11 protein-coding genes are annotated in these 11669 nt (G+C 60.9%); 5 read left to right on the top strand and 6 right to left on the bottom strand.

From position 1 onward, the window contains the following. Window positions 1-1523, bottom strand: a 1523-nt coding sequence (locus GVI59_RS11705; protein WP_242013067.1) for an efflux transporter outer membrane subunit, incomplete at its 3' end; no start/stop codon positions are given. Between the two features lie 179 nt (window positions 1524-1702). Between GVI59_RS11705 and GVI59_RS11700 the strand changes: the two genes are divergently transcribed. Both GVI59_RS11700 and GVI59_RS11695 read left to right on the top strand, forming a co-directional pair. Further along, window positions 1703-2341 carry a TetR/AcrR family transcriptional regulator gene (locus GVI59_RS11700; RefSeq protein WP_173574393.1) on the top strand — a complete coding sequence of 213 codons (639 nt, stop codon included), beginning with the start codon at window positions 1703-1705 and terminating at the stop codon, window positions 2339-2341. 162 nt (window positions 2342-2503) lie between these two features. Next, window positions 2504-2896, top strand: a complete 393-nt coding sequence (locus GVI59_RS11695; protein WP_173574392.1) for a YidB family protein — start codon at window positions 2504-2506, stop codon at window positions 2894-2896. Between the two features lie 126 nt (window positions 2897-3022). Here the strand turns inward: GVI59_RS11695 and GVI59_RS11690 are convergent, their stop codons facing one another. The 5 genes from GVI59_RS11690 to GVI59_RS11670 all read right to left on the bottom strand — a co-directional run bounded on the left by GVI59_RS11690 (window position 3023) and on the right by GVI59_RS11670 (window position 8668). Beyond that, window positions 3023-3877 (bottom strand): aldo/keto reductase, encoded by an 855-nt coding sequence (locus tag GVI59_RS11690; RefSeq protein WP_173574391.1) that lies wholly within the window; start codon window positions 3875-3877, stop codon window positions 3023-3025. Window positions 3878-4203: 326 nt separating this feature from the next. Further along, on the bottom strand, window positions 4204-4650 hold the full coding sequence (locus GVI59_RS11685; protein ID WP_173574390.1) for a DNA polymerase III subunit chi: 447 nt from the start codon (window positions 4648-4650) through the stop codon (window positions 4204-4206). An 8-nt stretch (window positions 4651-4658) separates the two neighbouring features. Beyond that, window positions 4659-6125, bottom strand: a complete 1467-nt coding sequence (locus tag GVI59_RS11680) for a leucyl aminopeptidase (protein WP_173574389.1) — start codon at window positions 6123-6125, stop codon at window positions 4659-4661. A 154-nt stretch (window positions 6126-6279) separates the two neighbouring features. Next, window positions 6280-7323 carry an MYG1 family protein gene (locus GVI59_RS11675; protein WP_173574388.1) on the bottom strand — a complete coding sequence of 348 codons (1044 nt, stop codon included), beginning with the start codon at window positions 7321-7323 and terminating at the stop codon, window positions 6280-6282. 187 nt (window positions 7324-7510) lie between these two features. Next, complete coding sequence (locus GVI59_RS11670; protein WP_173574387.1) at window positions 7511-8668, bottom strand: MFS transporter; 1158 nt, start codon at window positions 8666-8668, stop codon at window positions 7511-7513. Window positions 8669-9072: 404 nt separating this feature from the next. Between GVI59_RS11670 and cysQ the strand changes: the two genes are divergently transcribed. The 3 genes from cysQ to GVI59_RS11655 all read left to right on the top strand — a co-directional run bounded on the left by cysQ (window position 9073) and on the right by GVI59_RS11655 (window position 11619). Continuing rightward, complete coding sequence (gene cysQ / locus GVI59_RS11665) at window positions 9073-9864, top strand: 3'(2'),5'-bisphosphate nucleotidase CysQ (RefSeq protein ID WP_173574386.1); 792 nt, start codon at window positions 9073-9075, stop codon at window positions 9862-9864. Between the two features lie 181 nt (window positions 9865-10045). Further along, a complete protein-coding gene (locus GVI59_RS11660) occupies window positions 10046-11080 on the top strand; it encodes an L-threonylcarbamoyladenylate synthase (RefSeq protein ID WP_173574385.1) in 1035 nt (344 codons plus the stop codon). Continuing rightward, a complete protein-coding gene (locus GVI59_RS11655; protein WP_173574384.1) occupies window positions 11077-11619 on the top strand; it encodes a hypothetical protein in 543 nt (180 codons plus the stop codon). Before GVI59_RS11660 ends, GVI59_RS11655 begins: the two co-directional genes overlap by 4 nt. Window positions 11620-11669 lie beyond the last annotated feature (50 nt).

Below are 11669 nucleotides of genomic sequence, written 5' to 3'. Positions count from 1 at the left end.
CCACCACCAAGAGCCCCATACAGACGAACAACATCAACCGATTCCTGCTCAATCCCGCCAGCCAAAGCCTGGGAACTCCCAAAAAAACGACGCTCCGAATCTAATACACGCAGAAAGCTGTCCATCCCGTGACGGTAACGCTCCAGGGTCAGTTCATAGGCGCGCTGGTCCGCCGCCTTCTTCGCCGCCAGCTGATCCGTCCGTTGCCCGTCCTTCGTGAAAGCGGTCAGGGCATCGTCCACGTCTTTCCACGCCGACAGCACCGTCTTGCGATACTGGATAGCCGCCGCCTTCTGGCTGGCCTTCTTCAGCTCAAGCTGTCCCGCGAGACGCCCACCCTGAAAAATTGGAATCGTAATGGTCGGTCCCACATTCCATGCTCGCGCATTCCACAAGCCCAGATCCCGGAAAGAGAACGACTGCATGCCGAAGCTCGCGTCGATCGTGACCCGTGGATAGAAATCCGCGATCGCCTGCCCCACTTCCGCTGTCGCAGCATGAAGCTCGTCACTGGCCGCGCGAATGTCCGGGCGGCGCTCCGCCAGTTCGGACGGCAGCCCCACCGGCACACGAGGCGGAACCGGCTGGAACTCCGTCGGCGTGGAAAGTTCCGCATCCAGACTCCCCGGCGGCGTTCCCATCAACAGACTGACCGCGTTGATCTCCAGCTTGGCTTCCTGCTCCAGCTGGGGAATCTGGGCCTGAATGGCCTCCAGCTCCGATCGCGCCTCTTCCTGATCAAGCTCGCTGACAAGACCATGCTGGTAGCGTGACGTGCTCAGTTCCAGCACACGCTGCGCATCGTCCCGATTGTGCTGCAGAATCGCGAGCTGCTTCTGCGTCCCGCGCAACGTCATGTAATCACGCGCCAGATCGGCCTCACGCGCGATCAGCAACGAACGACGCTGCTCAGTGCTTTCATCAAGATAGGCCTGAGCCGCCTCATACTGGCGGCGCACACGTCCCCAGAGATCGACTTCCCATGTCGCATCCACGCCATCGCGCCAGCGATCAAGCAAAGGAATGGTCGCGTTGCTGGCGTTCTGATCCAGAAGATCCCCTATCCCGCCGCCAGTGCTCTGAGCGATATGGGACACGATTCTACGGAGATTCTGGGAGCTGTACTGCGCCCGCGCATAGGAACCGGAAGCGCTCAGGGCCGGGAACCGCTCGGCTCCAGCCAGAACAAGCTGGGCTCTGCTTTCGGCCAGCTGGGCCGTGCCGCGCTGCACATCGAGGTTATCTGTCGCAAGCCGTTTTTCGAGGGATGTCAGCTCGGGGTCCTGGAAAACATTCCACCAGTTCACATCCGGCGCATCCGGAATCGTCACGCTGCCCTTGCTCCCCGCCTGCGCAATCTTCCACGCTGGCGGGGTCCATGTCTGGGGCTTCTTATAGTTCGGCCCGACCGCGCAGCCTGACAACAGAAGAACAAGACCGGTCAGAACCTGCTTCGATTTCGCCGTGCGCAACCACATAGATACTCTTACCCCCGCAGCCCATCGCAATACCGTGATGGACATTCTCCACTTCCCTCGGGCGGCCTCCCTCTGGCAGCCACCCTCGTCTGACGATCCCGTTTCGCCCCTGTCGCCAGCGGCGCTACCTTGACGCTGACCGAACCGATCGGTCAGCATGCACCCTATCGGCTTTCCCTAAGGCGTCAATCACGCCTGCATACCCCATGGCATTAGAGAAGATCATGAAAGACCAGGACACGTGCTCACCAAGACAGTCCGGGGATGCTTCATCCGCCAAACGGGAGCAGATCCTGAAGGGAGCCCACGAAATTTTCGCGGAATACGGCTATGAAGGCGCCAGCATGTCCGTCATCGCCCGCCATGCGGGCGTCTCGAAAGGCACGCTTTACAACTACTTCGACAACAAGGCCGAACTCTTCACCGCCGTTGTCAAACAGAAAGCGGAGAGAGATCTCCCTGCCGCCTTCCACCCGGTCAACGCCCATCTCCCCCCACGGGAGACGCTGCACGCTCTGGCCCGCTCGACCATCGCGCTCATCATCGCGCCAACCGCCCTCGCGCTTTATCGCGTCATTATTTCAGAAGCCCGGCATTTTCCTCATCTAGCCCAGACGTTCTGGGAACATGCGCCCGCCATCTGCATCGACACGCTGGCCAGATGGCTGACGGAGCGGACCGAAAAAAACGAACTCAATGTTCCCGATCCGATGTTCGCTGCGGAGCAGTTCTACACTCTGTGCCAGACCCGCATCGTCACACGTCGCCGCTTTGAACTGCCAGTTTCCACAACGGATGCCGACATTGACCGCATAGCGGACGCAACCGTCACCATGTTTCTGGCAGTTTATTCTGCAAGCTGAAATTTTTGTCATATGAGGATGGCGACTGAACTCCAGACGCCTCCATTCGTTCAGTGTTCAGACAGACAAGCGGCTCTGCATCCTGTCAGTACTTTACACAATAAATTCCATCCGACAGAAACAGTGACGTCCGCTTGCCGATTACGGTCAAAGGAGACTGTCATGACCAAGAGAATGGACGACAATCTGCCCGGCGGTCTGAATGACGCCGTTGATTTTCTGACACGCGCCCACAGCGACAACTCCGGGCTTGCCTCGGCAGTGAGCGAATATATGGGCAAGGAAGGCGCTCCCGGCATTCCCGAAGTTCGCAGACGCGCTCACGAAGCGGGCCTTGATGACCTTCTTCAGGGATGGCGCGACGCCATCAGCAAGACACCCGCCAGAAAAGCGGATATCAAAACGCTGATTCCGCAGGATGTCATAAGCAGATTCGCCAAGGAAACGGGTCTTTCACCGGACGCCGTGGTGACAGGTCTTGCCTCCGTCGTTCCCGGCATTGTCTATCGCAACGCAAAGCAGGCGCGTGAGAAACCAAAACCACTCGCCATGTAAAAACGCTGCCATATTCACGAAACGACTGACAGAGAGCCTTTCCGGCCTGAAGAACATTCTTCAGGCCGGAAACTGCCCTGCGTTACAGGGTGGGATCAGAGTCTTTCTGCTTTTCCCCTGCCCGTTTCATATAACTTCCAGAGGAACCTTCTTTCCGGGAGGGGGAAACGCCTTGTCCAGCGCAGCAAGGTCATCATCGTTCAATCTGATTTCCTGAGCGGCGATATTCTCAAGAAGATGCTTTTTCGACCCTGCCTTGGGGATGGCGATAAGGGATGGCTGACGCAGGACCCATGCCAGCGCGATCTGTGCGGGTGTCGCCGGTCCCTGACTGGTTGTGTGCTTTCGGGCAATTTTCGCCAGCACATTGTCCTTCAGCATCCCGCCCCCCTGACCGAGCGGTGAGTAAGCCATCGTCACCGCCTGACGGGTACGGTCTTCTTCCAGAAGATCGAATTCGATTCCACGATGGCTCAGGCTGTAAAGAACCTGATTGGCGACACAGTTTTCACCATGGTCGGTCAGCTCCACCTTTTCCATATCGTCCGTATCGAAGTTCGAGACACCCCAGCTTCTGATCATCCCGCGGTCACGTAATTTCTCGAAGGCTTCAAATGTTTCCTCAAGAGGAACGCTTCCCCGCCAGTGCAGAAGATAGAGATCCACGTAATCGGTGCGGAGCCGCTTGAGAGAGTCAGTGCAACTCCGAAGCACGCCTTTGGCGGACGCGTTCGAAGGCAGCACCTTGCTGACAAGAAAGACGTCGTCCCGCCGCTTCTCTATCGCTTCTCCGACGACGCTTTCAGAGCGGCCGTTACCATACATTTCAGCCGTATCAATCACGCGCAGACCGGCATCCAGACCGGCCTGAAGACTGGCGATTTCATCGCTCCGCAGAGAGACATCGTCTCCCATGTTCCATGTTCCCATGCCCAGCGCCGGGACCTCAATGCCACTCTTGAATCTGACCTTGCGTGTCATGACATGTTCCTTTCGGAGAAACAGCCTGCGACATTCATCATGCGGGATTTGCGCCCGTGTCGCAGCCTGCCGCTCGCAATCCGTTTTTATATTCTCTGGAAAGATACAACGCAGCAAAACAACAAATGATCCATTGCAGACGAAAAACTCTGTTGCAGAGCTGCTGGCTGGTTTTTACAAACCTTACTAAAAAGAAAAGTTTCCGGATGTTGTATTTTTTCGAAAAATCCATGTTTTCTAATGATTTTTCGGAAAAATCTTTACCAATAACTTTTTCTGTATTTCGAGGATGGTTTGCAGAACAATGCTTTGGCGCAACAAAACTCTCAGCGCGCCCTTGTCCAGCCTTTAGCTTCCTGTTTCCAGTAAGCCAGCGTGTGCCCGGCGTCACGTAACGCCACCCAGCGCACACGCGCCGCCGCGACAGCCGCCTCATCCTGTCCGTCGAACAGATCGAACACGCGCTCGAACGGCTCCAGAGAAAGAACCTCGTTCACGCCGGTAAGAAACAGAAAATTTGCCCCGTTAGGGACATCGTCACCCGCTGTAATCCACACGGGCTGACGTTCAGGATATTTCCCGCCCGTCGCCGCGTGAGGGAGCCAGACCGGCTCGGGCACTTTCCACAACGCCTCATCAAGAGCGGCAACCGCCTCCGGGTCACCGCATCTGACGACCGCCCTCCTGCCCGCATCCAGCGTCCGGCCAAGCAGCACCGGCAACGCTTCAAACGCCCCGGTGCGTGTCAGATGGTAGAAGCCGACTTCGGCCACCGGGTCCGTCAGCCTTCGAACTGACGCACGAACCGGTCAAGCAGACGCACGCCGAAACCGGAAGCGCCTTTCGGAGAACCGTTCTTCGCCTTCGTCGCCCAGGCCACGCCAGCGATGTCGAGATGCGCCCACGGCGTCTCACCCACGAAGCGCTTGAGGAACTGCGCCGCCGTGATGGAGCCACCCGCACGACCGCCCCCGATGTTTTTCATGTCGGCAATGTCGGACTTGAGCTGTTTGTCGTATTCCTCGCCCATCGGCATCCGCCACAGCTTTTCTTCGGTGGCGACGCCGGCGTCCGTCAGCTTCCCGGAAAGCGTGTCATCGTTCGAGAACAGGCCCGCATATTCGTGACCCAGACCAACGATGATCGCACCCGTCAGCGTGGCCAGATCGACCATGTAGCGCGGCGAGAACGTCTCACGCGCATACCAGAGCACATCGGCCAGAACGAGACGGCCTTCGGCATCGGTGTTCAGCACTTCGATGGTCTGGCCGGACGCGCTGCGCACCACGTCGCCGGGACGCTGCGCGTTACCGGAGACCATGTTCTCGACGACACCGATCAGACCGACCGCATTCACCTTCGCCTTGCGCCCCGCCAGCGCGGCCATCAGACCGGTGACAACGCCCGCACCGGCCATGTCCCACTTCATATCTTCCATGCCAGCGGCAGGCTTGATGGAAATGCCGCCGGAATCGAACGTCACGCCCTTGCCGACAAAGGCCAGCGGTGCGGAGTCATCACCAGCGCCGTTCCAGCGCATCACCACCATGCGGGGCGGATTGTCACTGCCCTGCGCGACACCAAGCATGGAGCCGAACTTCAGCTTCTCAAGCGCGGGAACGTCGAAGACTTCGACTTCGACGCCGAGTTTCTTCAGTTCCTCGGTGCGTTTGGCGAATTCAACCGGTGTCAGGACATTGGCGGGCTCGCTGACCAGATCGCGCGTCAGGGTTACACCCTTCGCCACAGCTTCCCAGCCAGCCCATGCCGCTTTCGCACCGGCCACATCCCTGGTCAGAATGGCGAGGGAAGCCAGCTTCGGCTTGTCGTCCTTTTTCTCCGTCGTGCGGTAGCGATCGAAGCGATACAGGCCGAGCGACGCGCCGAGCGCCACATGCACCGCCAGCTTCGGATCAAGCGCCGCAGTGGAGATTGCGCCCTGTGCGTGCATGGCCACTGCCTGCGCCGCCGTGCCGCCCGCCTGCTCGGCAGTGGTTTCGGTCAGGCTGTCCTTGTCGCCAAGCCCCACCAGCACGACGCGCTCCAGCTTCGCACCCGGAGCCAGCACCACGCAGGTCGCGCCGCGCTTGAATGTGAAAGACGCCGCTTCCGCCGCACGGGTCAGCGCCCCGCCGGTCGCCTTGTCCACAGTGGCGAAAAAGTCGGACCGGGCCGCATCGGCAAATTCCGGCAGCGCCAGAGCGCCACCTGTAGGGAGAGCGAGGTCGGAGAAGCTGATCTCTGTCACGTTGACGCCTTTTCCTTGTCTGACAGGCGCGACGACGGACCGGTTCCGCTGCCCCACCCGGAGCTATCCGCTGTTAGAGGTAGCGAGGGGGACGGTGGTTGGCAACGGCTGGCGTCGCCTCCCCCCATCTCCTGCGGATTTATTGAGCAGAAACTCAGGCAGGCTTGCCAGCCTTGAGTGCCTCGTCGATCTGCAACGCCAGCTGCGCCATTTTCAGTGCGCCTTCACGGCTACCGGCTCCGCAGATGAACCGGGCCGGATGCGCGAACACGGCGTCAGGCACACCCGACACTTTCGCCAGTTCCGATTTTTCCAGACCGCCCCATGCCTCCGGCAGGGAGACGCGCTGACCGAAATCTCCGCGTGTCGGCGGAATCGCCTTGACGTTCCACTGACCGTTATTGGTCGGCGACACCACGTAGACCACCGGCAGATCGTTCTCGAAGATCATCTTTTCGGTCGGCATGCCTGTGTCCATCAGCAGGATGCGCTTGTCCTCGGCTTTCGCATACGCCTCCATCACCCGACTGGCCGCTTTGAGGCTGGCGCGCACGCGGTCCATGGAATTGACCAGATGCGCCGCGACAGCACCGGCGGCATTGGCGAAACCGGTGGTTTCCTTCGTCTTTGCGACGTCTGCTCCATAAAGCTCGGTCGTATCCCACGGCGGGTTGCAGGCCGAGACGATGTCCGCCAGCGAGAGCTTGCCCATCTTGGCCACGCCGTTGTCATCCAGATCGACGGGAAGGATCAGCGACTTGTCGAGAGTCTGCCAGATCGACGCCACTTCGGCTTCACTGACCGGCTTCTTCAGGACCGTGCCGAGAATGTTGCTGATCGCGGCCTTGCCGTAATCCTTCCACAGCAGCCCTGCGGCGCTGTAGGGCGTACCATCCTCACGCAGCGGCTTGACCCGCATGTGGTGATCGTAGCGGCCCTTGGGGGGCGCATACTCACCACCGACATCAAACACGATATCCGCAGCCTGAATGTCTTCCGGGTTACGCGAGCGCACGAAGGTGAGGCGTCCGCCCTCGCCACCATTCAGCACGCGGTCGCGCAGATTTCCCTCCGGCTCAAGCGCGTAATGCAGAATCACATACCCCAGCGTCTCATCCGTGTGGAAATTCCCGGAGTGGGTCAGAGCCCGAACGGGGGAAGCCTGCTGATCCAGACCGATGGGAGTATGTTCTGACATGAAAAAATCCGCTGTAGCCGAAAATAGTTTTAGAACCTGATCCGTTCAGACCGCTTCCGTCCGAACCAGAAACAGTCTCTCAGATCATGGTCCGCGTGGTGTTTCCGCGAACCCGCACGTCGAGCCCGCACGTCGAGACAGTGCAAACCTGAGCGCCTCTCATGCCGCACGGGGGACCGTTGCACAATCAGCTTCGTGCGGAAATGACCTGCAACGTCAGCGCTCCTGCCGCCATCAACCCGCCAAACAGCGCAACCGCACTCCACCCGCCGATGACCCACGCCGCCGAAGCGCCCGCCGCGCCGGTTGCGCCGCCGAGAAACATCACACCCATGAAAAGCGTATTGAGACGGGAACGCGCTTCAGGCCGTAAGGCGTAGACAATGTGCTGATGCGAGACGAGCGCGCTCTGCACCGCGAAGTCCAGCAGGATACAGCCGACAACCAGCCCGGCCAGAGACAGCCACGCGCCAAAAAGCACCCACGACAGAAGCGTGAGGATGGTCCCCGCCAGAATGGCCCGATGTGGACCGTGCCGATCGGCAAACCGCCCGGCGAGAGGGGCCGCCAGAATCCCCACAGCCCCGACGATCCCGAACAGTCCTGCGGATTCTGCGCTCAGATTGAAACGCGGCTCCTGCAGGTGAAGCGCCAGAATGGACCAGAAGACCGAGAATGTTCCGAACAGCAGCGCCTGCGTGAAGGCCGCCAGTCGCAGGGCCGGAAACTCCCGCCAGAGATGCGCCAGAGACGCCATGAGGCTGGCGTAGCTGTGCTGCGTGTCGGGGCGGCTGTAGGGCAGCAGCAGACGCATGACCGCGCCAGCCCCCAGACTCAACGGCACGCCCAGCCAGAACATCTCACGCCACCCCGCGTGATCCGCCACGAATCCGGCCAGCGTCCGGCTGAGCAGGATGCCGCACAGCAGCCCGGACATGACCACGCCCACGACCGCACCGCGCCGTTCCGGTGGCGCAAGATGCGCCGCAAACGGCACGATCTGCTGCGCGACGGTCGCGGCGGCTCCGATCAGCAGCGAGCCAAGCAGCACGATCCCGGCCCCGGGGGCAATGGCTGTCAGTGCCAGCGCGGCAGCCAGCAGCACGAACTGCCAGACAATCAGTTGCCGGCGTTCCAGCAGATCTCCCAACGGCACCAGCGCGAACAGCCCCAGCGCATAACCAAGCTGCGTGGCCATGGGAACGAGCGCCGTAAGACTGCTCGGCATCGCCCGTTCCATGACGCCCAGCATCGGCTGATTGTAATAGATACTGGCGACGGCGAGACCGGTGGCGGCCGCCATGGCGAGAGTCATCCCGCGACTGGGGGAAGAAGAGGCGGTCATATGACTTCCTGAAAGGAACCGGGGCGTCCGTATAGCAGGCTGTCGGAACGATTTTACAGACAATCGCCCTGCCCTGTTCTTTTTGTGAAGAGGTTCAGAAAGCGGTCTTCCTCCAACCCATTTAAGAAATCAGGGTCAAGAGGGCTGCGTCATCTTGTGAGGTTCGGAGCGAAATCCTGAAAAGCCGATATACGCACCATCCCACATGGACAGGGACCGAACCAGTTTTCTCGCCGCCCGCCACTGAGCCGACGTCATTAAACAGAGACAACAGACAACGGACGCCGCGTCTGAAACGGCTGGGCCGCCGGACCGTTTCCTGCTCACACCACGAAGGACAGATTGAGACCGGTGGTCACCAGATAATCAATTGCGCCTTCACTTCTGAGGAGTAAGAAAGAGCTATGACGCTTTCCAACTCTCCGGTCTCTGACGCCGCGCTCCTCGCCCTCGCTCTCCGTCTCGCCCGTGAGGCCAGCGACATCATCAACGCCATCCGGGCCAAGGGCTTCGTGACCACCACGAAGTCGGACCGCTCTCCGGTGACGGAAGCCGATCAGGCGGCGGAGAAGCATATTCTGACAGGACTCCGCGCCGCAGCACCCCATATTCCGGTGATTGCGGAAGAAGAAATGGCGGCGGGCATCCGCGTGAAAGGCGGCACGGAATACTGGCTGGTCGATCCACTGGACGGCACGCGGGAATTCGCTGCCGGACGTGACGACTTCACGGTGAATATCGGTCTGGTGCGGGATGACCGGGCGGTGCTGGGCGCCATGGCTCTCCCCGCTTACGGGCAGTTCTACACGGGCGGCGAAGGGCTGGGCGCGACGCGCTACGATGCTGACGGCGAACATGCGATCCATGTCCGCCAAGCGCCGAAGGACGGGCTGGCGGTCCTCGCCTCCCGCCATCATGGCGATGATCCGGCGCTGGCGAAGTTTCTGGGCGAACGCCCCATCGCCTCGCTGGGCAATATCGGCTCGGCCGTGAAGTTTGTCCGCGTAGCCGAGGGCGTGGCTGATTTCTACCCGCGTCTCGGCCCGACAATGGAATGGGATACGGCAGCGCCTCAGGCGATTGTGGAAGCCGCAGGCGGAAAGGTCATGCTGCTCGATGGTAGCGGTCCACTTCGCTACAGCAAGCCTGGCTGGAAAAACCCGTTCTTTGTCTGCACGGGCGACCTTGACGACTGAAACGACGGAGCCGTCACGCTCCACCGCCAGCTTTCCTGTCGCAGGATGGCCCGATTGGATGACAACCATGGTCCCAGCAGGATGGGAAAAGAGCGTGCGCCGGGGTGACAGACGCCTGAAATCCAAACTGGCTGTCTGTCGCCATTCCATGATAAGTCGACAGCCTCATCTGAGGAGCCGTATGACCGACCGCCTTGTATCCGATGACGCAGAGCAGCCCGAGGGCCTGATCCGCGCCGCAGAGCTTCTGCGCGACGGTCGTCTTGTCGCGTTCGGAACGGAGACGGTCTACGGTCTTGGCGCGGATGCGACGAACCCTCTCGCCGTGGCCCGTATCTTCGAGGCCAAGAACCGCCCCCGGTTCAATCCGCTCATCAGCCATTTTCCAGGTGCTGATGACGCCTTCAGACATGTCGTCGCAACGCCGCTGGCCCGTAAGCTGGCAGAGCATTTCTGGCCCGGCCCGCTGACTCTTGTGCTGAAACGTCGTGACGACGGTGACATCTGCGACCTCGCCGCTGCCGGTCTGCCCACAGCGGCTGTGCGTGTTCCGGCGCAGAACACCGCGCTCGCGCTCCTGCGCGCTGTGGGACGACCGGTCGCTGCCCCCTCCGCCAATCCTTCCGGCGCGGTGAGCCCTTCTGACGCCGGGCATGTGATGGATGGACTGGCTGGTCGCATTGACGCCGTTCTTGATACCGGCCCGTGCGCCGTCGGCGTGGAAAGCACCATTCTGGACCTGTCCGATGACACACCGCGCCTGCTCCGTCCGGGCGGCGTTACTGTCGAAGATATCGAAGCCGTCATCGGCCCGGTGGACCGCCATCATGAAGCGCAGAAAGCGAACGCCCCCGTCGCTCCCGGCATGCTGACCTCGCACTATGCGCCCGGCCTGCCCGTGGTTCTGGACGTGCAGTCAGTGCAGCCCGCTGACGCGCTTCTGGCGTTTGGCCCCCCGCTGAACGGCGCACGCGTGACGTGGAATCTCAGTGAAACCCGACGTCTGGATGAAGCGGCCTCGCGGCTTTTCGCGGGTCTGCGTTATCTCGACCAGCAGGGAACGCAGGCCGGATGCAAAAGGATCGTCGTGCAACCGATCCCTGAAACGGGTCTCGGCCTCGCCATTCGTGATCGTCTCGGTCGGGCAGCCGCACCGCGTCCGGCTGCCGATGCCTGTCAGGACGCCCCCTCGACACAGGAGCATCACGTCGCATGAGCGACTCGTTTGATCCGAAAGAGCTGAAAGTCCTCTCCGATATTCTTGCTCTTGTACTGGAAGAACAGACCGGCCAGTCTGAAGCCGCTCTTTCCGCCCTGCGTGCGCGGGCGCAGCGCAACAAGATCACCGGCGGTGCGCTCAAGAACCTTTTTACAGCCATTGCGCCCAATCCTCCGAAACGGGCCAGCACGGCGTCCCCACGCCCTCGTGCTTCCCGTTCCGCAGCGGCTGGGGACGTTCAGCTGGAACGGCAGCGTGTGCGGGAGCTTTCAGAGAATCTGAACCGGCTCGACATGGAGCTCCGCAACGTGCGGGCGTCCAACGCGTCGCTGAAGGCCGAACTGTTTCTGACCCAGCAGGCCAGAGCTGAAACCCAGAGCCTGCTGGTGGCCGCGCAATCAGCCACGCATACCCGGTTCGGACTGATCGGCATGGTGCTGCTGGTCGGCTGTATTGCCGGGGTCGCGGGCGGCGAACTGTTTCACTCGCTGAAACCCGCCCCGCATCATGTCCCCAATGCCGTCTATCTTCACTAGAGGGCATGACACGCGTTATCTTGTCCGCATCCCCGTTGACGAGGGCGGTT

Source organism: Acetobacter sicerae, assembly GCF_011516765.1.
In the GTDB taxonomy this organism is placed as follows: domain Bacteria; phylum Pseudomonadota; class Alphaproteobacteria; order Acetobacterales; family Acetobacteraceae; genus Acetobacter; species Acetobacter sicerae.
This window is presented reverse-complemented; position numbering and strand designations above follow the sequence as displayed.